Origin of the sequence: Microbacterium sp. AR7-10 (assembly GCF_001878835.1) — a bacterium.
In the GTDB taxonomy this organism is placed as follows: Bacteria; Actinomycetota; Actinomycetes; order Actinomycetales; family Microbacteriaceae; genus Microbacterium; species Microbacterium commune.
In genome coordinates this window covers 1-20,717 of record NZ_MJIR01000072.1, presented here as the reverse complement: position 1 = coordinate 20,717, position 20,717 = coordinate 1, and the positions used below count along the sequence as shown (strand labels likewise).

Here is a 20,717-nt window from a genome sequence, read left to right as displayed (position 1 = left end):
CGCGCGCAGAGCAGACCGCGGCGAGCCTCGGCATCCATCGCCACACGCTGCGCAGCCGCATCGCGCAGGCTGCTGTCCTGCTCGGCACCGACCTCACCTCGTTCCCGGCGCGGGCGGAGCTGTGGGCGACGCTGCGCGCGGCCGGGTGAACGCCGCCACTCAGCGCGGTGCGTGCGCCTCGAGGAACTCGTACACGTCGGTGGTGTCGACACCGGGGAACGACCCCGTCGGCAGGGTGGCCAGCAGGGTGCGCGGAGTGCGCACATTCGGCCACGCCTGATCGCGCCAGCGCTGCTCGAGCTCGGCGGGCGCACGACGGCAGCAGGTCTCGACCGAGTGCGTCGACACTCCTCGGTTCGGGGTGTCCCGCCCGACGAACCACTTCGTGTCGTCGAAGCGCACGCCCACGCTCACCGAGTGCAGTCCTTCGCTCGACGGCTCGACGCGAGCGGTGCACCAGTAGGTGCCGTTGCCGGTGTCGGTGTACTGGTAGTACGGGTTGAACCGGTCGTCGACGTCGAACACCTCCCGGCTCGTCCACCGACGGCAGCACATCTGCCCCTCGATCGACCCCAGCCGGTCGGTCGGGAAGTTCACGTCGTCGTTCTCGTAGGCCTTGGTGATGGTGCCCGACTCGTGCACCTTGAGGAAGTGCACCGGGATGCCCAGATGCCGCGTCGCAAGATTCGTGAACCGGTGCGCCGCGGTCTCGTATGACACGGAGTAGGCGTCGCGCACGTCCTCCACCGAGATGGCGCGGCGCTGCTTGGCGTCCTGCAGCACGGGCACGACGTGCGTCTCCGGCACGAGCAGCGCGCCGGTGAGATAGTTCGTCTCGACCCGCTGCCGCAGGAACTCGGCATAGCTGCGCGGCTCGGAATGCCCGAGGATCCGGCTCGACAGCGCCTGCAGCACGGCGGTGCGCGCATCGCCCTTCGCCGGAACGCTGCTGGAGAGGTACAGCCGACCGTGCGCGAGATCGGCGACGCTGCGCGTGGACTGCGGCAGGTCGGGCGCGTAGTGCAGCGTGAAGCCGAGGTGGGCCGCGATCTCCGACGCGGTGCGCTGGGTCAGCGGCCCGCCCGGGTGACCCACCGCGTCGAGGATCTCGCGCGCCTGCGCTTCGAGCTCGGCGAAGTAGTTGTCCTGTCGGCGCATGAGATGGCGCAGCTCGAGGTTGGCGCGGCGAGCCTCCTCCGGCGTCGCGGCGCGCTCGTCGCGCAGCCGCTCGATCTCGCCGTGCAGCGCGAGCATCGCGTCGATCACGTCATTCGAGAGCGACTTGCCGATCCGGAACGACGGAATGCCCAGAGCCTGGAACGTCTGGCCCTTCATGGCGCGCTCGAGCGCGATCTCGCGGGTCGCGCGCTCATCGAGGGGCTCGCCCTCGAGCAGCCCGTCCAGGGTCGTGTCGAGCACCCTGGCGATCGTCTGCAGGAGGGTGAGCTTCGGCTCGCGCTTGCCCGTCTCGAACATCGACACCTGGCTCGGCGCGCGGCCGATGCGCGCGGCGAGATCTTCCAGCGTCATGCCGCGGGCGAGGCGCAGCTGCCGGATGCGGCGGCCGATGGTGAGCGCGTCGGAGTCGTCGATCATGAACGCAGTCTGTCACAGAAACAGAAATTCATCCGAACTTCTCCGACCATTCGGCCATCAGGGGTGTATTTCTTCACGCACAGTGGATGCCACGCCCCCCCGTCAGCCGCCTGGCCGACCGAACATCTCACGGAGGAGAACGACCATGAGCACTGCCCCTGCAACCGCCCCCGCGCGTACCGCCGCCGCTGCCGTCTCCGCCGACCTCGGCCCGACCCTGCACATCACCGGACCACGCCTTGCCCGCCAGGACGAGATCCTGACCGCGGAGGCCATCGCGTTCCTCACCGAGCTGCACCACCGCTTCGGCGGGCGGCGCCACGATCGCCTCGCCGATCGGATGCGCCGTCGGTTCGAGATCGGCAACGGCCACGACCCGCGCTTCCGCGACGACACCGCGCACATCCGCGACGACGCCGACTGGCGGGTCGCCGGAGCTGGGCCCGGTCTCGAAGACCGCCGGGTCGAGATCACCGGGCCCACCGATCCGAAGATGACGATCAACGCCCTCAACTCCGGTGCCAGCGTGTGGCTGGCCGACCTGGAGGACGCCACCAGCCCGACGTGGCGCAACATCATCGGCGGCCAGCTGACGCTGCGCGACGCGATCCGCGGCGAGCTCACCCACACCAGCGCCGACGGCCGCGCATACCGGGTCACCGCCGAGCAGACGCCCACCATCGTGATGCGCCCCCGCGGCTGGCACCTGCCCGAGAAGCACGTCGAGTTCACCGACCGCACGGGCCGCCGGCTGGCGGCATCCGCATCCCTGATCGACTTCGGGCTGTACTTCTTCCACAACGCCCGGGCGCTGATCGACGCGGGGCGGGGCCCGTACTTCTACATCGCCAAGATCGAGTCCCGCGAAGAGGCCCGGCTGTGGAACGACGTGTTCTCGTTCAGCGAGGAGTACATCGGGATCCCGCACGGCACCATCCGCGCGACGGTGCTGATCGAGACGCTGCCGGCAGCCTTCGAGATGGACGAGATCCTCTACGAGCTGCGCGACCACTGCGCGGGCCTGAACGCCGGCCGCTGGGACTACATCTTCTCGATCATCAAGAACTACCGCGGGCGCGGCGCGCGGTTCGTGCTGCCCGACCGCAGCGAGGTCACCATGACGGTGCCGTTCATGCGGGCGTACACCGAGCTGCTGGTGAAGACCTGCCACCGGCGCGGAGCGCACGCGATCGGCGGTATGAGCGCCTTCATCCCGAACCGACGCGACGCCGCGGCCACGGAGCACACGCTGCAGAAGGTCGCCGCAGACAAGCGCCGCGAAGCCGGCGACGGGTTCGACGGCACCTGGGTCGCACACCCCGACCTCGTCGCCGTCGCGAGGGCCGAGTTCGACGCGGTGCTCGGCGAGCGCCCGCACCAGCTCCACCGCCGGCGCGACGACGTCGAGGTGACGGCGGCGCAGCTGCTCGACCTGCGCATCGGCCGGCCGGTGACCGAGGCCGGTGTCCGCGAGAACGTCTCGGTGGCGATCCGCTACCTCGAGGCGTGGCTGCGCGGGCAGGGCGCGGTCGCCATCGACGGCCTGATGGAAGACGCCGCGACCGCCGAGATCAGCCGTTCGCAGGTGTGGCAGTGGATCCACCAGGATCGCCGCACCCAGGAGGGCACGGCGATCACCGTCGACCATGTCGAAGGCCTGATCCGCGATGTGCTCGCCCAGGCGGCGCGATACGAGGGCGACCGGTTCGACGATGCCGCAGAGATCTTCCGCGAGGTGACTCTGCGCCCCGAGTTCCCCGCGTTCCTCACCCTGCCGGCGTACTCGCGCTACCTGACCGACAACGACTGACCATCCCTCCCCACACGAAGGACATGCCATGACCCGCTACCAGGACGACATCGATGCCATCCGGCAGCTCACGCACGCGCAGGGCGCGGGCTGGGCCGCCATCGACCCCGAGTCGGCAGCGCGCATGCGCGCGCAGAACCGGTTCCGCACCGGGCTGGAGATCGCGCAGTACACGGCCGACATCATGCGCCGCGACATGCAGGAGTACGACGCCGACTCCTCGGCGTTCACCCAGTCGCTCGGCGTCTGGCACGGCTTCATCGGGCAGCAGAAGATGATCTCCATCAAGAAGCACCTGAAGTCGACGAACAAGCGCTACCTGTACCTGTCGGGCTGGATGGTCGCGGCCCTCCGTTCCGAGTTCGGCCCGCTCCCCGACCAGTCGATGCACGAGAAGACCGCGGTCCCCGCGCTGATCGAAGAGCTGTACACGTTCCTCCGGCAGGCGGATGCCCGTGAGCTCGACCTGCTGTTCACCCAGCTCGACGACGCTCGGGCTGCCGGCGACGAGACGGCCGCGGAGTTCATCCAGTCGCAGATCGACGAGCACGAGACCCATGTCGTGCCGATCATCGCCGACATCGACGCCGGCTTCGGCAACCCCGAGGCGACGTACCTGCTCGCGAAGAAGATGATCGAGGCCGGCGCCTGCGCCATCCAGATCGAGAACCAGGTCTCGGACGAGAAGCAGTGCGGTCATCAGGACGGCAAGGTCACCGTGCCGCACGAGGACTTCATCGCCAAGATCAACGCGGTCCGCTACGCGTTCCTCGAGCTCGGGATCGACAATGGCATCATCGTCGCGCGCACCGACTCGCTCGGCGCCGGCCTCACGCAGAAGATCGCCGTCTCGCGCCAGCCGGGCGACCTGGGAGATCAGTACAACTCGTTCCTCGACGTCGAGGAGATCGCACCGGCCGACCTCGGCGACGGCGATGTCGTGATCAAGCGCGACGGCCGGCTGCTGCGCCCGAAGCGGCTGGCCAGCAATCTGTATCAGTTCCGCGCGGGCAGCGGCGCCGACCGCGTCGTGCTCGACTGCATCACCTCGCTGCAGCACGGCGCCGATCTGCTGTGGATCGAGACCGAGAAGCCGCACGTCGAGCAGATCGCGGAGATGGTCGACCGCATCCGCGAGGTGGTCCCGAACGCGAAGCTGGTCTACAACAACAGCCCGTCGTTCAACTGGACGCTGAACTTCCGCCAGCAGGCGTACGACCTGCTCGCCGAGCGGGGCGAGGACGTGTCGGCGTACGACCGCGACAGGCTGATGAGCGTCGAGTACGACGACACCGAGCTCGCGGCGCTGGCCGACGAGAGGATCCGCACCTTCCAGCGCGACGGGTCCGCGCGGGCGGGCATCTTCCACCACCTCATCACGCTGCCGACGTACCACACGGCGGCTCTCTCGACCGACGACCTCGCGAAGGGCTACTTCGGCGACGAGGGCATGCTCGCGTACGTGAAGGGGGTGCAGCGGCGGGAGATCCGCGGCGGCATCGCCACCGTGAAGCACCAGAACATGGCCGGCTCCGACCTGGGCGACAACCACAAGGAGTACTTCGCGGGAGAGGCCGCGCTGAAGGCGGGCGGGCAGCACAACACGATGAACCAGTTCAGCTGATCCGCCGGGCTGATCCGGAGGCCGGATGCGGCACAGCATCCGGCCTCCGCCGCGCGGCCGCTGCACCTGATAGGAGTGAGTCATGACATCCACCGCTGATCTGTACGACCTGCACGGCGACGACCTGCAGTCCCTGCCGCTGCAGCTGCGCTCGTTCGGCGGGCGCACCTCGTTCGAGGGCCCGATCCGCACCGTTCGGTGCTTTCAGGACAACGTGCTGCTGAGATCGCTGCTCTCCTCCCCCGGCGAGGGCGCGGTGCTCGTCGTCGACGGCGACGGGTCGTACGGCACGGCGCTGATGGGCGACATGATCGCGCAGCTCGCGGTCGACAACGGCTGGGCCGGCGTCGTCATCAACGGGTGCGTCCGCGACAGCGCGGCGATCGCGACCATGCCGCTGGGCGTCAAGGCGCTCGGCACCAATCCCCGCAAGAGCGGGAAGCAGGGCACCGGCGAGGCCGACGTGACCGTCGAGTTCGGCGGAGTCGCCTTCCGCCCGGGAGCTCGGCTGTACGCCGACGAGGACGGCGTGCTCGTCGAGCGCTGAGCATCCGGCGAAGAATGCCGGTTTTCTTCGGATGCCGGGGTTTCGCCGCTTCTCGTCCTGCCTCAGACCGATCGGGGCCTTCGGCCCCGAGTACGATCGGAGTCGTGACCGAACGCGCCCCGCTCTCCCGCAAACTGTCCGCCATCGCCGAGTCCGCCACTCTGAAGGTGGATGCCAAGGCCAAGGCCCTCAAAGCCGAGGGCAAGCCCGTGATCTCGTACGCTGCCGGGGAGCCCGACTTCGCGACTCCGCAGTTCATCGTCGACGCGGCCGCGACCGCTCTCGCCGACCCGGCCAACTACCGTTACACCCCCGCCGCGGGTCTGCCCGAGCTGCGCGAGGCGATCGCCGCGAAGACGCTGCGCGACTCGGGTCTGAAGGTCTCGCCCAGCCAGGTCATCGTCACCAACGGCGGCAAGCAGTCGGTGTACCAGGCGTTCCAGGCTGTTGTGAACCCGGGCGACGAGGTGCTGCTGCCGGCGCCGTACTGGACCACGTACCCGGAGGCCATCCAGCTGGCCGACGGCGTGCCGGTCGAGGTCTTCGCCGGCGCCGACCAGGAGTACAAGGTCACCGTCGCGCAGCTCGAGGCCGCCCGCACCGAGCGCACCACTGTTCTCGTGTTCGTCTCCCCGTCGAACCCGACCGGGTCGGTCTACACCGCTGAGGAGACGAAGGCGATCGCCGAGTGGGCGCTCGAGCACGGCATCTGGGTGATCAGCGACGAGATCTACCAGAACCTCACCTACGAGGGGGTCAAGGCCACCTCCATCGTCGAGGCGCTGCCCGAGATCGCGAACCAGACGATCCTCGTCAACGGCGTCGCGAAGACCTACGCCATGACCGGATGGCGGGTCGGCTGGATGGTCGGCCCCGCGGACGCCATCAAGGTCGCCGCGAACCTGCAGTCGCACCTGTCGAGCAACGTGAACAACGTCGCCCAGCGCGGCGCGATCGCCGCCCTGAACGGTCCGCAGGACGAGGCCGAGAAGATGCGCGAGGCGTTCGACCGCCGGCGCAAGCTGATCGTGGCGGAGCTGTCGAAGATCGACGGCATGGTCGTGCCCACCCCGACCGGTGCGTTCTACGTCTACCCGGACGTGCAGGGCCTGCTCGGTCGCGCCTGGACCCGGCGCGACGGCAGCACCGTGACGCCGAGCACCTCGCTGGAGCTCGCCGACTTCATCCTCGACGAGGCCGAGGTCGCGGTCGTGCCCGGCGAGGCATTCGGTCCGTCCGGCTACCTGCGCCTGTCGTACGCCCTGGGCGATGACCAGCTGCTCGAGGGCGTGCAGCGCATGCAGCGCCTGTTCTCGGCCTGAGGCGGGCGCATCGGGCGCTCGGGCGCTGTCAGCCCTCGTGCCCGATGAGCCACGGCACGCCGAAGCGGTCGACGAGTGTTCCGTCGTGGTCGCCCCACGGGCGCTTCTGCAGCGGGTCGATGATGCGGCCGCCTTCGGCGAGAGCGTCGAACCATGCCGTCAGAGTCGCGGGCTCGGCCGTGCCGAGCAGCGAGAAGAACATGCCGCTCATCTCGACCGTGCTCTCACCGGCGGCGGCATCCGCCCCGGCGAGTTCGACGGGACCGCCGACCAGCATCCCGTGGGCGATCGCGTCTCCCGGGCCGTCATCGCGACCCGCCTCCCGGTAGCTGAACAGGCGCGTCTCGCCGCCGAAGACGGATGCGTAGAACGGCAGGGCCTCGGCGGTGGTGCCGGGGAACAGCAGGTAGGGGATCAGTCCGGTCATCTCGCCGAGGCTACGCGCAGCTCGCCGACGTCCACCACCCTGTCTGCTCCCCGGCGCCCTCAGGCCATGGGGATGGCGACGTACAGCAGCGCGGTGAGCAGGAAGCCGGAGACGCCGAGCACGGTCGTCAGCGGCGTCCACGTCCGCAGACCGTCCTTCACCGACAGGCCGAGGTACCGGGTGACCACCCAGAAGCCGGAGTCGTTGACGTGGCTGAGGCCGAGCGCGCCGTATCCGATCGCGATCGCGACCAGCGCGGTGTGCACGGTGTCGAGTCCGAGGGCGGTCACCGTCGGCAGCAGCAGGCCGGCTGTGGTGACGATCGCCACCGTCGCCGACCCCTGCGCGGCGCGCATGATCTGGGAGATCAGGAACGCGGCGAGCAGCAGCGGCATCCCCGTCGCCGAGAGCGTCTCGGCGACGGCGCCGCCGATGCCGGTCTCGGTGAGGATGCGGCCGAACGCGCCACCGGCCCCGGTGATGAGGATGATCACCGCAGCGGAGGGCAGCGATGACTCCATCACCTCTCCGAGGTGCGCTGCCGACCAGCCACGGCGGACTCCGAGGAGATACATCGCCGCGGCGATGGCGACCATCAGCGCGAAGATCGGCTGACCGATCATGGTGAGCAGACCACGCCAGAACGAGTCGGCGGGGAACGCGGGCGCGACGGCGGTGCCGAGCATGATCATCACCAGCGGCAGCAGGATGAGCGAGAGCACGACACCGGCCCCCGGAGCCTTCTCGCCCGCGCCGAGCCCGCCGGCCTTCACCTCGGACTCCACGGTGCCGAACGAGTCGAACATCACCTTGGTCGCCTCGATCATCGCGTACTCGCGCCGGTTCAGCCACGCGCCCACGAAGAACGCCAGGGCCGCCAGCGGGATCGAGGTGCCCAGCGACAGCACGGTGACCCAGCCGATGTCGGCGCCGAGGATCGCCGAGCCGCCGACGATTCCCGGGTGCGGCGGCACGGCGACGTGCACGGCAAGCATGATGCCCGCCACCGGCAGTCCGAATTTCACAGGGCTCAGGCCGGCGACCTTCGAGAAGGCGAAGATGATGGGGATGAGGATGATGAAGCCCGCGTCGAAGAAGACCGGGATGGCCAGGATGCCCGCGGCGATCACCAGTGCGACGCCGACGCGCTTCGGGCCCAGCCACGACGTGAAGCGCCCGGCCAGCGACTCGGCGCCGCCCGAGACCTCGATGATCTTGCCGAGCATCGAGCCGAGCGCGACGAGCACGGCCACCGAGCCGAGGGTGCCGCCGACACCGGCGATGATGGCCTGTATGACGCCGAGTCGTTCAGGTGTGTCCCCGTCGGCGGGGATCGTCGTCATCGGCAGTCCGGCGGCGAGGCCGACGATGATCGACACCAGGATGAGCGCGTAGAACGCCTGCATCTTGAAGCGGATGATGAGCAGGAGCAGCAGACCGAGCCCTGCCAGTCCGATCAGGATGAGGACCGGGAGGGGGAGCAACGTTGGTTCCTTCTTTCGGTTTCGTGGCGCGACAGCGCGCTCAGGAAAGTCGTTCGGGTGCGACGACGCGAATGACGGCGGAGTCGTCCAGGGCGCCGAGGCCCTGGGCCTCGCCGAGGAGGAAGAGCTGCTCGGCCGCTGCCGCCACCGGAGTCGACAGGTGGGCGCGTCGTGCCGCGTCGCCGACGATGCCGAGGTCCTTGACGAAGATGTCGAGCCGGCTGAGCACCTCGGCGCCGTCTGCGTCGTAGGCCTGGAGCGAGCGCGGGCCCCGGTTGGCGAGCATGAACGAGTTCGCCGCTCCCGCGGTGAGCGCGTCGAGGGTCTTCTCGCGATCGAGTCCCAGCGCGTCGGCCAGGGCGAGCGCTTCCGCGGCGGCCGCGATGTGCACGCCGCACAGCAGCTGGTTGACGGTCTTCAGCGCCTGGCCGTCGCCGGGCTTGTCGCCCACGATCGACAGGGTCGAGGCCAGCTGCTCGAGCACCGGACGCGCGGTCTGCAGCGCCGCCGCGGAGGCGCCGACCACGATGAGCAGGTCGCCCTCACCCGCGCGCACCGGACCTCCGGAGAGGGGGGCGTCGACGAGCTCCGCGCCGAACTCGGCCAGACGCTCGGCGATCGCGCCGATGCCGTCGGTGCCCACGGTGCTGGTGAGGATGACCGCCGAGCCGGCGGCGAGGTGGGGCGCCAGGCCGCTCTCGCCGAAGAGAAGCTCGTTCAGCTGAGCGCCGGTGCGCACGGCGACGAGCACGGCGTCGGCGCCGGCGACGGCGTCGGCCGCGGACGACGGCGTGGCGATGCCCTTCTCGGCGGCCAGCGCGACCCGCTCGGCGGCGATGTCGAAGCCGCGCACCTCGAAGCGCTCAGCGAGGCGGGTGGCCATCGGCAGCCCCATGGCGCCGAGACCGATGACAGCGACGGTCGTGGTCATGATCTTCCTTCTGGGTCGGCCGGGCCGGCGAGGGTGTCGACGACGGCGGCGAGGGAGTCTGCGTCGCCGACGTTGCCGGCGAAGACGATGTAGGGGATGCCGACGGCAGGTCCCGTCTCGGGCTGCCAGAGGGAGACGATCCCCGGCAGCATCGGTCCGAGCACGGTGGCGCGACGGATCTCGAGCGCCTCGCTGGCGACGTCGCTGGAGGTGATGCCGCCCTTCGCGATGACGAACCGCGGCGGGGCGATGGCCAGCACCCGGCGCACGAGGTCGACGACCCCGCTCGAGACGCGTCGTACGATGTCCAGGCTCTCGTCGCCGTCGGCGCCGGTGACCAGCTCTCGGGTGGTGTGCACGATCACGGTGCCCTCGGCGAGCGCGGCGGCGGCGGCATCCGCCTGTGTCCGCAGGTGCGCTTCGCGACCGGCGCCGATCAGCTCGCGCACGTCGAGCTCGATCGTCGTGGTGCCGGGGCGGGCCGCCTTGAGGTGGTCCAGCTGAAGCGTGGTCAGCGGCACGTGGCTGCCGACGACGACGAGTCCGCCGCGCTCGTGGGCGAAGGCGATGTCGTCGGCCCGCACCGGTTCGGCGACATCCTGGCCGATGTGCGCTCGCACGTAGGGCGGCCCCACCCGCAGCAGCACCTCGAGGTCGCGCATCCGGTGCAGTGCGAGCGCGACCACGCGCATGTCGCTCTCATCGATCACGTCGACCGCGACGACGCTGCCGATCGGCACGTCGCGCAGGCGACGCTCGACGGCGCCGACGCCCTGGCGGATCGTGCGGATATCCAGGGCTGCGACCTCTGATGCGGGGATTCGACCGGCCGTCTTCTCGGCCACCCACTCGCGCAGGTCCGAGGCGCTGTAGCCGAAGGTGGCGTCGGCGGCGAACGGCGTCTCCCCCACCGGGGTCGCCTCATCGCCGTCGACCCAGTAGTGCACCGAGTCGACCGTGATGCGACCCGCATCGGGGAAGGCGGGCACGAGCAGGGTGAGGTCGGGAGCGGCGCCGCGACGTTCGGCGATCTCGGCCGACAGGACGTCGGTCTCGAGGGGGAAGTGGCCGCGCAGGGTCGAGTCACCGCGCGAGACGAACGTGACGCGACGCCCCGCGGCGTGCGCCGCCCGGAGGGCGACGTCGACGATCTCGCGGTTTCGGGCGGCGGCGGCGTGCTCGTCGAGGGAGCGGGTGTTGGTCAGCACGTACACGGCGGGTGCACCGGTGGCGAGCGCATCGTCGATGTCGGCGCGCTCCCATCGGGTGAGCACGGGCAATCCGGCCACGGACTGGGTCCCCGTGGGGTCATCGTCGAGCACGATGAGGACGGCGTCGGCGTCGGTCTGCGCACGCACCTCGGCGGCGGTCACCGGCAGCGGCGCGGGGATGCCGGCGAGCAGGTCTTCTCGATGCACGTGAACTCCTTCGTTCCGGCCGCGGATCTCGGTCGGAGGCGTTATCCGATATCAGATATCGAATAGGGTAACGCACCGCGGACACTCCGCCAAGCCGGGTCAGCTGCCGTGCACGAGGTGCAGCAGATCGTCGCGCGTCTGCCGCATGTGACTGCGCATCGCCTTGCGCGCCGCGGCACCCGAACCCGAGCGCAGCGAATCGAGCACGGCGGCGTGCTCGGCCAGAGCGTGCTCGCGGATCGCCGGCACCGCGCTGGTCTCGCTGCGGGTCTCTTGCAGCATCGTCGTCAGCGGGCGCATCGAGGCGACCAGGATCCGGTTGTCCGCAGCGCGGATGATCACGTCGTGAAAAGCGAGATCCGCCTCGACGAAGGCGTCGACGTCGGCCACGGCGTGTGCGGCGTGCATGCGGGCGAGGAGGTCCTCCAACTCTGCGAGATCATCGTCGGTGCGCCGCGATGCCGCCAGCTCCGCCGCACCGGTCTCGAACATCATGCGCATCTCCAGCATCTCCAGCGACGAGCGCTCCCGCGCCCCCGCGCTGCGCGCGTGCCGCACCACGGCGTCGAGGCCGGTCCACTCATCCGTCGGCGCGATGCGGTGCCTGCTGCCCGGCACCGGCACGATCACCCCCTGCGCCTGAAGCAGTCGCACACCCTCTCGCATCGTCAGCCGGGAGACGTTGAAGTTCTCGGCCAGCTCGCCCTCGGGAGGCAGCGGCTCCCCCGCCGCGAGGCGCCCAGCGATGATGGCGTCCAGCAGTCCGTCGACGACCGACTGCGTGCGCGACACCCGCTCAGCCACGGCCTACAGGTCCACCCCGACGAGCACCGGCTCGGGCTGCAGCAGCAGGCCGAACTCGGCGTGCACACGGCTCTGGATGAACCTGGCCAGCTCGCTCAGCTCCGCAGCGGTCGCGCCGCCCCTGTTGCTGAGCGCGAGCGCGTGCTTGGTCGACAGCCCTGCGCGCGACTGCGGCAGACGGAAGCCCCTGCGGATGCCGGAGTTCTCGATGAGCCACGCGGCGCTGACCTTCACCGAGGCGAGGGGTTTCTCCTCGCGCGGCGAGAGTCCGTGGTACGAGTCCAGCGGGATGACGGTGACCGAGTCGAGGTCGGGCTCTACGGGCCAGCGCGGGCACTCCGGCGGCAGACTCCGCGCCACGGTCTCCGGCACGATCGCATTCTGGAAGAACGAGCCGGCGCTCCACGTGTCCGGGTCGTCGGCGTCGAGCAGCATGCCCTTCGCCGCACGCGTCTCGAGGATCCGCGAGCGCACCCACGCGAGGGGGACGGCCTCGTAGTCCTCGAGGCCCAGTGCTCGACGCAGCTGCTCGCCGCGCACCACCCGGCCGGCGTCGCCGGTGACGGCGAGATCGAGGGTCACCGAGACGATGACAGCCCGGCGGCCCTCCGCCTCCCCGTAGTGATGCTTGAGCACGGAGGTGCGAAAACCCAGGCCGAGTTCGGCCGCGGGGAGCACCGTCGGGGCATCTTCGTGCTCGTCGATCAGCTCGACCTCGACGAGGGTCTCCTGGATCTCCTGTCCGTATGCGCCCACGTTCTGCACGGGCGCGGCCCCGACCGTGCCGGGGATCCCGCTCATCGCCTCGATGCCGGCGTACCCGCGGTCGACGGCGTACGCGACCAGGGCGTCCCAGCTGTGCCCGGCCTGCACGCGCAGACGGACGCGGCCGGCATGCGGCGAGGGGAGCTCTTCGATGCCCTCGGTGAGCACACGGATCACCGCGCCCTCGAAGGGCGCATCGCCGACGAACAGGTTCGATCCGCCCCCGAGCACGAACCAGTCGTCGCCGGTCGCCCAGACGTCCTGCAGCGCAGCGAGCAGCTGCTCGCGCGTGCGCGCCTCGAGCATCCGCTGCGGGGCGGCGCCGGTGCGCAGGGTGGTGAGCTCGCGCAGGGCGATGGGCGGGATCTCGATCACGTCGGCGGGTGCCATGTCAGAGCGCGACCCGGAGCTGAGCCTTGACGAGCACGGTCGTCCCGGCCGCCTTCACGGTGAGGTCGATGCGCGCCGCGGTCTCGTCGACCGCGGCCACCTTGGCGACGATGTGCACGTCGGCCCCCGTCTCGGCGTCGACGACGACCGGCTTGGTGAACCGGACCCCGTAGTCGACGACCCGCGTGTCGGCCGGCAGAGCCGAGAGGACGACGGACGACGCGATGCCCATGGTCAGCATCCCGTGCGCGAGCACACCGGGCAGGCCGACGGCGGCGGCGATGTCGTCGCGGTAGTGGATCGGGTTGAAGTCTCCGGATGCCCCGGCGTAGCGCACGAGGGACTCGCGGGTCAGATGCAGGGTGCGCTCGGCGATGACATCGCCGACGGTGAACTCGGCCATCACGCGGTCTCCTCTTCGCTGTCGGAGCCGACCAGCAGCACGCTGACCGCCGTGACGACGTGCTCGCCCGCCGCGTCGGTGATGCTCGCCTCGCTCGTGATCATCGCGTTGCCGCCCAGCGAGCGGATGCCCGTGACGGCCAGCTGAGCGGTCAGCTCATCGCCGGCCACGATCGGTCGGGAGTACTGGAACCGCTGCTCGGCGTGGATCGTGCGCGCCAGGACGATGCCGGAGTCGGGCTCGGAGAGCAGCTGCTGCAGAGTGAGATCCTGGATCACCATCGGGAAGGTCGGCGGAGCGACGAGGTCGGAGTAGCCCGCTGCGCGAGCCACATCGACGTCGATGTGCTGCGGGGCGTCGGCGAAGACGGCGCGCGCGAACTCGCGCACCTTCTCGCGGCCGACGAGGTACGGGTCTGTCGGTGGGAACTCCCTGCCGACCAGTTCACTGTTCACGGGCACCCCCCGATCCTACCCGGGAGCCCGATCCGCGCCCTGCTGGGCGCCGTGCACACGCGTCAGCGCGGGCGCGATCGCAACGCCTTCAGCGCCATCTGCACGGCGATCACGACGAGATACGCGGCGAACAGGACGTTGCCCGCGAACGGGTCGATCCGCGTGGCGAGCCAGGCGCCGAGCGCGGTCGTCGTGCACGCCGAGACGCCGATCAGGGCCGCCGCGACCAGATCGACGTTGTGGTGACGCAGGTTGCCGATGGTTCCGGAGACCGCCGTGGGGATCATCATCAGCAGCGAGGTTCCCTTGGCGACCAAGTCGCTCGTGCCGAAGCCGAGCATGAGCACCGGGACGATGATGACTCCCCCGCCGACGCCGATCAGCCCGGCGATGACGCCGGTGACCACGCCGACGGCGACCAGCGCGACGCCGTTGAGCCAGCCGAGCTCGAACTCGGCGGCGCGGGAGGGGATGACCAGGAACAGACTCACGATCACGACGATGAGGAACACGACGAATCCCCACCGCAGCGCGGTCTGCGAGACCCGTGGCAGAAGACGCGAGCCGATCTGCGCGCCCACCACGGCGCCGGCGGCGAGGATGAGCGCGGGGATCCAGGCCACGGAGCCCGAGATCGCATACGAGATCACCCCGACGCTCGCGGTCGGGACGATGGCTGCCAGCGACGTGCCCGCGGAGATGCGCTGTCCGAAGCTGAGCAGCAGCACCAGCAGCGGCACGATCACCGTGCCGCCCCCGACGCCGAACAGCCCCGAGAGCAGACCGGCCAGGAGGCCGATGCCGATGAAGGAGAGGTAGGCGCGCGGCCCTCGGGTGATGGCCTGGTGCTCTGCATTCACGCAGTTCAGACTATCGCCGGGGCCGGGCGTCACGATCCGCACTCGATTCCGGACCATTGAGACGGTGTCTCAGCCCGTGCGAGACTGACGCTCACAAGCCGCCCGCTCTGATCGAAGGAGATCACATGCTTCGCAGCCCTCTGGCCGACGTGCATATCCCGGCCGTGACGATCTACGACTACCTGTTCTCCGATCTCGACGAGACGACACTGGACACCGTCGCGATCGTCGACGGCACGACAGGCGCCGAGACGACGTACCGCCAGCTGGTCGCACAGATCGGTCTGTTCGCAGGCGCTCTCGCCGCACGGGGGATCGCCGTCGGCGACCGAGTGGGCGTGCTCTGCCCGAACGTGCCGGCATTCGCCACAGTGTTCCACGGCATCCTGCGCGCGGGGGCGACCGCCACCACCATCAACTCCCTGTACACCCCCGACGAGATCGCGAACCAGCTCGACGACGCAGGCGCGGAGTGGCTCGTGACGGTGTCGCCGCTGCTCGCCGGCGCCAAGGCAGCCGCTGCGCAGCGCGGCATCGCCGATGACCACGTCATCGTGCTCGACGGCGCTGACGGGCATCCCAGCCTGCGCGACCTGCTCGGCGAGGGCCACCCTGCTCCCGACGTGCCGCTCGACCCGGCCACCCACCTCGCCGTGCTCCCCTACTCCTCGGGCACGACGGGGCGACCGAAGGGCGTGATGCTCACGCACCGCAACCTCGTGGCCAATGTCGCCCAGTGCCGCCCCCTGCTCGACGTCGACCACACCGACCGGGTGCTGGCGGTGCTGCCGTTCTTCCACATCTACGGCATGACCGTGCTGCTCAACTTCGCGCTGCGGCAACGGGCCGGGCTCGTCACCATGCCGAGGTTCGACCTCCCCGAGTTCCTGCGCATCATCGCCGAGCACCGCACCACCTGGGTGTTCGTCGCGCCGCCCATCGCCGTCGCGCTGGCGAAGCATCCGGTCGTCGACCAGTACGACCTGTCGGCCGTCAAGGTGATCTTCTCGGGCGCCGCGCCGCTCGACGGTGCGCTGGCCGCCGCGGTCGCGACCCGCCTCGGCTGCGAGGTGGTGCAGGGATACGGGATGACCGAGACCAGCCCCGCCGTGAACCTGATACCGGCGGGTCGACCCGAGATCGACAAGTCGTCGATCGGCCCGCTGGTGCCGAACACCGAGGCCCGGATCGTCGATCCCGAGACGGGCGCCGATCTCGCGGTCCCCGCGGAGGGCGACAGCGCTGCCGGCGAGCTGTGGGTGCGCGGCCCGCAGGTCATGGTCGGCTACCTGAATCGTCCGGATGCCACGGCGCAGATGCTGGATGCCGACGGCTGGCTGCACACAGGAGACATCGCGACCGTGTCGGCGGACGGGATGTTCCGGATCGTCGACCGCCTCAAGGAACTGATCAAGTACAAGGGGTACCAGGTGGCGCCGGCGGTGCTCGAGGCGGTGCTGCTCGAGCATCCGCTGGTCGCCGACGCCGCGGTGATCGGCGCGAACGACGACGACGGACAGGAGGTGCCGAAGGCGTTCGTCGTGCCGCAGAAGGATGCCGCGCTCACCGCGGAGGACGTCATGACGTTCGTGGCGGCGAAGGTCGCACCGCACGAGAAGGTGCGGCAGGTGGAGTTCATCGACGCCATCCCGAAATCGGCATCCGGGAAGATCCTGCGCAAGGATCTGCGGATGCGAGACCGCGGCTGACCCTGTTCACGGCCCGCTGCGCGACTGCGCACCTGCGCGAAGAAGCCCGCCGCCCCGGAAGGGACGGCGGGCTTCTTGCGCAGAGGAGAGGACTTACTCGGACTTCTCCTCGGCGGGAGCCTCGGTGGTCTCCTCAGCGGCCTCGACCGGAGCCTCGGTGGTCTCCTCGACGGGAGCCTCCTCGACCTTCTCGGCCTTGGGGGCCTCGGCCTTGGCGGCCGGCTTCGCAGCGGCCTTCTTCTTCGGGGTGACGGGCTCGAGGACGAGCTCGATCACGGCCATCGGGGCGTTGTCGCCCTTGCGGTTGCCGATCTTCGTGATGCGGGTGTAGCCACCCTGACGGTCGGCGACCAGCGGGGCGATCTCGTTGAACAGCACGTGCGCGGCGTCCTTGTTGGTGCGCAGCACCGTGAGCGCACGACGACGCGCGTGCAGGTCGCCGCGCTTGCCGAGCGTGATCAGGCGCTCCGCCAGCGGACGCAGGCGCTTCGCCTTGGTCTCGGTCGTCTTGATCGACTTGTGGGTGAAGAGCGCTGCCGCGAGGTTCGCGAGAAGAAGGCGCTCGTGTGCGGGGCCGCCTCCGAGGCGGGGACCCTTGGTGGGCTTGGGCATAATCGTCTAGCTCCTGGTCAGAAAGATGTCGGGTTTCAGAAGGACTCGTCTTCGCCTGCGCTGTAGAAGTGGGCGCCGTCGAAACCGGGCACCGAATCCTTCAGCGACAGACCGAGCGAGACGAGCTTGTCGCGCACCTCGTCGACCGACTTCTGTCCGAAATTGCGGATGTTCATCAGCTGCGTCTCGGAAAGGGCGACCAGCTCCGAGACGGTGTTGATGCCCTCGCGCTTGAGGCAGTTGTACGAGCGAACCGACAGATCGAGGTCCTCGATCGGCATGGAGAGCTCGCTGGAGAGCACAGCCTCGACCGGCGCGGGGCCGATCTCGATGCCCTCGGCCTCGACGTTCAGCTCGCGGGCGAGGCCGAACAGCTCGGTGAGGGTCTTGGCTGCGGAGGCGACGGCGTCGCGCGGGAGGATCGAGGACTTGGTCTCGACGTCCAGCACGAGCTTGTCGAAGTCGGTGCGCTCACCGGCACGGGTGGCGTCGACGCGGTAGCTGACCTTGAGCACCGGCGAGTAGATCGAGTCGACCGGGATCTGGCCGGCCTCAGCGTACTCGTTGCGGTTCTGAGCGGCCGAGACGTAGCCGCGGCCGCGCTCGATGGTCAGCTCGAGCTCGAAGCGAGCGGTGTCGTTGAGCGTCGCGATGACCAGGTCGGGGTTGTGCACCTCGACACCCGCCGGAGCGGAGATGTCGGCTGCGGTGACCTCGCCGGCGCCCGTCTTGCGCAGGTACGCGGTGATGGGCTCGTCGCGCTCGCTGGAGACGACCAGCTGCTTGATGTTGAGGATGATCTCGGTCACGTCCTCCTTCACACCGGGGATCGTGCTGAACTCGTGCAGCACGCCGTCGATGCGAATGGTGGTGACCGATGCGCCGGGGATCGACGAGAGCAGGCTGCGACGCAGCGCGTTGCCGATCGTGTATCCGAAACCGGGCTCCAGCGGCTCGATGACGAACCGGCTGCGGTTCTCGGAGATCTTCTCCTCGGTGAGAGTGGGACGCTGTGCGATGAGCACTATGTGTTCCTTTCGATCACATGCCCGCTATATGACATGTGTGGGGTGAGGTCTGAAGTTGTGGGGAATCTGGGGGCGAGTCTGCCCCTCCCGTGCCGCGTGGGCTCAGGAAGGGCAGACGGCGAGATCAGACGCGACGGCGCTTCGGCGGGCGGCAGCCGTTGTGGGCCTGAGGCGTGACGTCCTGGATAGACCCCACCTCGAGGCCGGCGGCCTGCAGCGAGCGGATCGCGGTCTCGCGGCCGGAGCCCGGACCCTTCACGAAGACGTCGACCTTCTTGACGCCGTGCTCTGCCGCCTGGCGGGCAGCGGACTCCGCGGCCATGCCGGCGGCGTACGGCGTCGACTTGCGCGAGCCCTTGAAGCCCACGCCACCCGACGAGGCCCAGCTGATGACAGCGCCGGACGGGTCGGTGATCGAGACGATGGTGTTGTTGAACGTCGACTTGATGTGGGCCTGGCCCAGCGCGATGTTCTTCTTTTCCTTGCGGCGCGGCTTGCGCGCGGCGGCCTTGGGTGCAGCCATGAAAGTGTTCTCCTATTCCCTGGCCGCTTAGCGGGCCTTCTTCTTGCCGGCGACGGTGCGCTTCGGGCCCTTGCGGGTACGCGCGTTGGTCTTGGTGCGCTGACCGCGGACCGGAAGGCCGCGGCGGTGACGCAGACCCTCGTAGGAGCCGATCTCGACCTTGCGGCGGATGTCGGCGGCGACCTCGCGGCGCAGGTCACCCTCCACCTTGTAGTTGCCTTCGATGTGATCGCGCAGTGCGATGAGCTGCTCGTCGGTGAGGTCCTTGACGCGGATCGACTCGTCGATCTCGGTCGCCTGAAGGATCTCGACGGAGCGGGTGCGGCCGATGCCGTAGATGTAGGTGAGGGCGATCACCACGCGCTTGTCGCGCGGGATGTCAACGCCGGCAAGACGTGCCATGCGGTTCTCCTGGAGTGTTGTGGAGGTGTGGAGCAGCATCCGGTCCCGGGCCTCCGCCCCGAGGTGTCCGCCGCGATCGCCCGTGAGGGGCGAGCCGCGGCATCCGATGCTGCCTGTTTTCGATATTCAGTTCTTCAGCTGCCGGGCCCGATGCCGAAGCACGTGGCCCGACCCCTGCTCAGCCCTGGCGCTGCTTGTGACGCGGGTTCGACTTGCAGATGACCATGACGCGACCGTGACGACGGATCACGCGGCAGTGGTCGCAGATGGGCTTGACGCTGGGGTTGACCTTCATGATGTTTCCTGTTCGCTGTCTTCACCGGGCAGGCGGGAACGCCTGGGGTGTTACTTCTCGACCGATCAGCGGTAGCGGTAGACGATCCGACCGCGGGTCAGATCGTAGGGCGAGAGCTCCACGACCACGCGGTCCTCGGGGATGATGCGGATGTAGTTCTGCCGCATCTTTCCGGAGATCGTGGCGAGCACCTTGTGTCCGTTGCTGAGCTCAACGCGGAACATCGCGTTGGGCAGCGCCTCGGAAATGACGCCCTCGATCTCGATGACACCGTCTTTCTTAGCCATAGCCTCGCTGACGCTTCTGCAGATCGGTCGATCTGCGGTGGGTGGGTGATGAGTGTGGTGCGACCTGTTCGGACACGCCGGAACAAGGCACAAGGCACCAAAGAACTAAGATATACCCTTGGCGGCCCTGCGGCAAATGAAGCCCGGCTCGATCAGGGCAGCACCTTGGGGAGCTCGGTGTTGATCTCGCTGATGTCGAGACGTTTGCCGTTGATCTCGACCGTCGGAGTGCCCGTGATCTCGTGCGCCTTAGCCTGCGCGGCGCCGTACTTCAGGTAGGTGCCGTCGTCGATGCACTCCGCCGCCTTGTCGGCGCCCACCTGGTCGGCGATCTCCTTCAGCTGATCGTCGGTCAGGCCGGTCGAGTTCTCCTGAGGCTGGTTCGCGAACAGCGCGTTCATGAAGTCGAGCGCCTTGTCGGGGTTGTTCTCGGCGACGCAGTACATGGCCGCCGCTGCGCGTGACGAGTAGTCCGTACCCTGCGAGAGGTGGTCGAGGATCGCGATCGGGTGCACCTCGAGGGTCAGCTGGTCGGACGCTGCGGCCTCCTGCAGCTGCTGGCCGTACGCCTGCTCGAACGAGTTGCACGCCGGGCACATGAAGTCGATGTAGGTCGAGACGACGTCCTCGCCCTCGCCGAAGCTGATGGCCCCGGTCTCGGAGTTGACGATCTCGCCCTTCGGAGCCGGCCCCGCGTCGGTGGCCTGGTTGTTCAACCAGACGACGACCGCGCCCAGCGCGACAAGCACGATGACGACGGCGGCGGAGATTCCGATGGCGAACCAGTTGGGCTTGCTCTGGGCGTGGGCCATGACAGTCCGATCTTCAGCACAAAATTGTCGCGTCCATTCTCCCCCGCGCACGCTATGCCCTGTCTCTTATACACATCTAAAAAAAAAAAAAAAAAAAAAAAAAAAAAAAAAAAAGAAGAAAGAAAATAGGAAACACATAAAAACAAAAAAGAGAAGAAGATACATAAAGCTACAAAAAACAGATAAGAATAAGTGACATATTACATCAAAGTT

Annotated in this window: 23 protein-coding genes; 6 read left to right on the top strand and 17 right to left on the bottom strand. The window is 68.8% G+C overall.

What is annotated here, in order from left to right; all coding sequences use genetic code 11:
- Positions 1-149: helix-turn-helix domain-containing protein (locus tag BFN01_RS10175; protein ID WP_143187213.1), on the top strand; the 149-nt coding region annotated here is incomplete at its 5' end.
- Between the two features lie 10 nt (positions 150-159).
- Here BFN01_RS10175 and BFN01_RS10170 read toward each other — a convergent pair.
- Positions 160-1,596, bottom strand: coding sequence for a helix-turn-helix transcriptional regulator (locus BFN01_RS10170; protein ID WP_071644040.1), 1,437 nt, complete (start codon positions 1,594-1,596; stop codon positions 160-162).
- A 145-nt stretch (positions 1,597-1,741) separates the two neighbouring features.
- Between BFN01_RS10170 and aceB the strand changes: the two genes are divergently transcribed.
- From aceB to BFN01_RS10150, 4 genes are all read left to right on the top strand, one after another.
- Positions 1,742-3,406, top strand: coding sequence for a malate synthase A (gene aceB / locus BFN01_RS10165; RefSeq protein ID WP_083428768.1), 1,665 nt, complete (start codon positions 1,742-1,744; stop codon positions 3,404-3,406).
- Positions 3,407-3,434: 28 nt separating this feature from the next.
- Entirely contained in the window at positions 3,435-5,030 is a 1,596-nt protein-coding gene (locus tag BFN01_RS10160) for an isocitrate lyase (protein ID WP_071644038.1), read from the top strand.
- An 82-nt stretch (positions 5,031-5,112) separates the two neighbouring features.
- The gene (gene rraA / locus BFN01_RS10155) at positions 5,113-5,577 is read left to right on the top strand and encodes a ribonuclease E activity regulator RraA (RefSeq protein ID WP_071644036.1); all 465 of its coding nucleotides are present in this window, start codon (positions 5,113-5,115) and stop codon (positions 5,575-5,577) included.
- 104 nt (positions 5,578-5,681) lie between these two features.
- Positions 5,682-6,899: a pyridoxal phosphate-dependent aminotransferase gene (locus BFN01_RS10150; RefSeq protein ID WP_071644034.1), complete on the top strand. Its 1,218-nt coding sequence runs from the start codon at positions 5,682-5,684 to the stop codon at positions 6,897-6,899.
- A gap of 28 nt (positions 6,900-6,927) precedes the next feature.
- On the opposite strand, the gene BFN01_RS10145 is transcribed toward BFN01_RS10150, so the two are convergent.
- The 9 genes from BFN01_RS10145 to BFN01_RS10105 all read right to left on the bottom strand — a co-directional run bounded on the left by BFN01_RS10145 (position 6,928) and on the right by BFN01_RS10105 (position 14,836).
- The gene (locus BFN01_RS10145) at positions 6,928-7,326 is read right to left on the bottom strand and encodes a glyoxalase/bleomycin resistance/extradiol dioxygenase family protein (RefSeq protein ID WP_071644032.1); all 399 of its coding nucleotides are present in this window, start codon (positions 7,324-7,326) and stop codon (positions 6,928-6,930) included.
- A 59-nt stretch (positions 7,327-7,385) separates the two neighbouring features.
- Positions 7,386-8,810 (bottom strand): GntP family transporter, encoded by a 1,425-nt coding sequence (locus BFN01_RS10140; protein WP_071644030.1) that lies wholly within the window; start codon positions 8,808-8,810, stop codon positions 7,386-7,388.
- A gap of 40 nt (positions 8,811-8,850) precedes the next feature.
- Positions 8,851-9,741: an NAD(P)-dependent oxidoreductase gene (locus BFN01_RS10135; RefSeq protein WP_071644028.1), complete on the bottom strand. Its 891-nt coding sequence runs from the start codon at positions 9,739-9,741 to the stop codon at positions 8,851-8,853.
- Positions 9,738-11,159: a four-carbon acid sugar kinase family protein gene (locus BFN01_RS10130; protein WP_071644026.1), complete on the bottom strand. Its 1,422-nt coding sequence runs from the start codon at positions 11,157-11,159 to the stop codon at positions 9,738-9,740. Before BFN01_RS10130 ends, BFN01_RS10135 begins: the two co-directional genes overlap by 4 nt.
- Before the next feature lie 99 nt (positions 11,160-11,258).
- Complete coding sequence (locus BFN01_RS10125; RefSeq protein WP_083428767.1) at positions 11,259-11,963, bottom strand: FadR/GntR family transcriptional regulator; 705 nt, start codon at positions 11,961-11,963, stop codon at positions 11,259-11,261.
- Between the two features lie 3 nt (positions 11,964-11,966).
- The gene (locus BFN01_RS10120; RefSeq protein WP_071644044.1) at positions 11,967-13,103 is read right to left on the bottom strand and encodes a UDP-N-acetylmuramate dehydrogenase; all 1,137 of its coding nucleotides are present in this window, start codon (positions 13,101-13,103) and stop codon (positions 11,967-11,969) included.
- Positions 13,104-13,119: 16 nt separating this feature from the next.
- Positions 13,120-13,521: a MaoC/PaaZ C-terminal domain-containing protein gene (locus BFN01_RS10115; protein WP_071644022.1), complete on the bottom strand. Its 402-nt coding sequence runs from the start codon at positions 13,519-13,521 to the stop codon at positions 13,120-13,122.
- Positions 13,521-13,982 (bottom strand): MaoC family dehydratase N-terminal domain-containing protein, encoded by a 462-nt coding sequence (locus tag BFN01_RS10110; protein ID WP_071644020.1) that lies wholly within the window; start codon positions 13,980-13,982, stop codon positions 13,521-13,523. The genes BFN01_RS10115 and BFN01_RS10110 overlap by 1 nt, the downstream gene beginning before the upstream one ends.
- A gap of 56 nt (positions 13,983-14,038) precedes the next feature.
- Entirely contained in the window at positions 14,039-14,836 is a 798-nt protein-coding gene (locus BFN01_RS10105) for a sulfite exporter TauE/SafE family protein (RefSeq protein ID WP_371261021.1), read from the bottom strand.
- A 125-nt stretch (positions 14,837-14,961) separates the two neighbouring features.
- On the opposite strand from BFN01_RS10105, the gene BFN01_RS10100 reads away from it, so the two are divergent.
- On the top strand, positions 14,962-16,545 hold the full coding sequence (locus BFN01_RS10100) for an AMP-binding protein (protein WP_071644018.1): 1,584 nt from the start codon (positions 14,962-14,964) through the stop codon (positions 16,543-16,545).
- Between the two features lie 93 nt (positions 16,546-16,638).
- Here the strand turns inward: BFN01_RS10100 and rplQ are convergent, their stop codons facing one another.
- From rplQ to BFN01_RS10065, 7 genes are all read right to left on the bottom strand, one after another.
- Positions 16,639-17,157: a 50S ribosomal protein L17 gene (gene rplQ / locus BFN01_RS10095; protein WP_071644016.1), complete on the bottom strand. Its 519-nt coding sequence runs from the start codon at positions 17,155-17,157 to the stop codon at positions 16,639-16,641.
- 35 nt (positions 17,158-17,192) lie between these two features.
- The gene (locus tag BFN01_RS10090; RefSeq protein ID WP_071644014.1) at positions 17,193-18,182 is read right to left on the bottom strand and encodes a DNA-directed RNA polymerase subunit alpha; all 990 of its coding nucleotides are present in this window, start codon (positions 18,180-18,182) and stop codon (positions 17,193-17,195) included.
- Between the two features lie 127 nt (positions 18,183-18,309).
- Complete coding sequence (gene rpsK, locus BFN01_RS10085; RefSeq protein ID WP_071644012.1) at positions 18,310-18,708, bottom strand: 30S ribosomal protein S11; 399 nt, start codon at positions 18,706-18,708, stop codon at positions 18,310-18,312.
- Between the two features lie 27 nt (positions 18,709-18,735).
- Positions 18,736-19,110: a 30S ribosomal protein S13 gene (rpsM, locus tag BFN01_RS10080; protein WP_071644010.1), complete on the bottom strand. Its 375-nt coding sequence runs from the start codon at positions 19,108-19,110 to the stop codon at positions 18,736-18,738.
- 178 nt (positions 19,111-19,288) lie between these two features.
- Positions 19,289-19,405, bottom strand: a complete 117-nt coding sequence (rpmJ, locus tag BFN01_RS10075) for a 50S ribosomal protein L36 (protein ID WP_071644008.1) — start codon at positions 19,403-19,405, stop codon at positions 19,289-19,291.
- Positions 19,406-19,470: 65 nt separating this feature from the next.
- Positions 19,471-19,692 (bottom strand): translation initiation factor IF-1, encoded by a 222-nt coding sequence (gene infA, locus BFN01_RS10070; protein WP_017201569.1) that lies wholly within the window; start codon positions 19,690-19,692, stop codon positions 19,471-19,473.
- Between the two features lie 152 nt (positions 19,693-19,844).
- Positions 19,845-20,504, bottom strand: coding sequence for a thioredoxin domain-containing protein (locus BFN01_RS10065; protein ID WP_071644006.1), 660 nt, complete (start codon positions 20,502-20,504; stop codon positions 19,845-19,847).
- Positions 20,505-20,717 lie beyond the last annotated feature (213 nt).

Excerpts from the sequence above, each read along its gene's own strand:
- BFN01_RS10170 (WP_071644040.1), bottom strand. The coding sequence starts at position 1,596 with ATGATCGACGACTCCGACGCGCTCACCATCGGCCGCCGCATCCGGCAG.
- aceB (WP_083428768.1), top strand. The coding sequence starts at position 1,742 with ATGAGCACTGCCCCTGCAACCGCCCCCGCGCGTACCGCCGCCGCTGCC.
- BFN01_RS10160 (WP_071644038.1), top strand. The coding sequence starts at position 3,435 with ATGACCCGCTACCAGGACGACATCGATGCCATCCGGCAGCTCACGCAC.
- rraA (WP_071644036.1), top strand. The coding sequence starts at position 5,113 with ATGACATCCACCGCTGATCTGTACGACCTGCACGGCGACGACCTGCAG.
- BFN01_RS10145 (WP_071644032.1), bottom strand. The coding sequence starts at position 7,326 with ATGACCGGACTGATCCCCTACCTGCTGTTCCCCGGCACCACCGCCGAG.
- BFN01_RS10135 (WP_071644028.1), bottom strand. The coding sequence starts at position 9,741 with ATGACCACGACCGTCGCTGTCATCGGTCTCGGCGCCATGGGGCTGCCG.
- BFN01_RS10115 (WP_071644022.1), bottom strand. The coding sequence starts at position 13,521 with ATGGCCGAGTTCACCGTCGGCGATGTCATCGCCGAGCGCACCCTGCAT.
- BFN01_RS10100 (WP_071644018.1), top strand. The coding sequence starts at position 14,962 with ATGCTTCGCAGCCCTCTGGCCGACGTGCATATCCCGGCCGTGACGATC.
- rplQ (WP_071644016.1), bottom strand. The coding sequence starts at position 17,157 with ATGCCCAAGCCCACCAAGGGTCCCCGCCTCGGAGGCGGCCCCGCACAC.
- rpsK (WP_071644012.1), bottom strand. The coding sequence starts at position 18,708 with ATGGCTGCACCCAAGGCCGCCGCGCGCAAGCCGCGCCGCAAGGAAAAG.
- rpsM (WP_071644010.1), bottom strand. The coding sequence starts at position 19,110 with ATGGCACGTCTTGCCGGCGTTGACATCCCGCGCGACAAGCGCGTGGTG.
- rpmJ (WP_071644008.1), bottom strand. The coding sequence starts at position 19,405 with ATGAAGGTCAACCCCAGCGTCAAGCCCATCTGCGACCACTGCCGCGTG.
- infA (WP_017201569.1), bottom strand. The coding sequence starts at position 19,692 with ATGGCTAAGAAAGACGGTGTCATCGAGATCGAGGGCGTCATTTCCGAG.
- BFN01_RS10065 (WP_071644006.1), bottom strand. The coding sequence starts at position 20,504 with ATGGCCCACGCCCAGAGCAAGCCCAACTGGTTCGCCATCGGAATCTCC.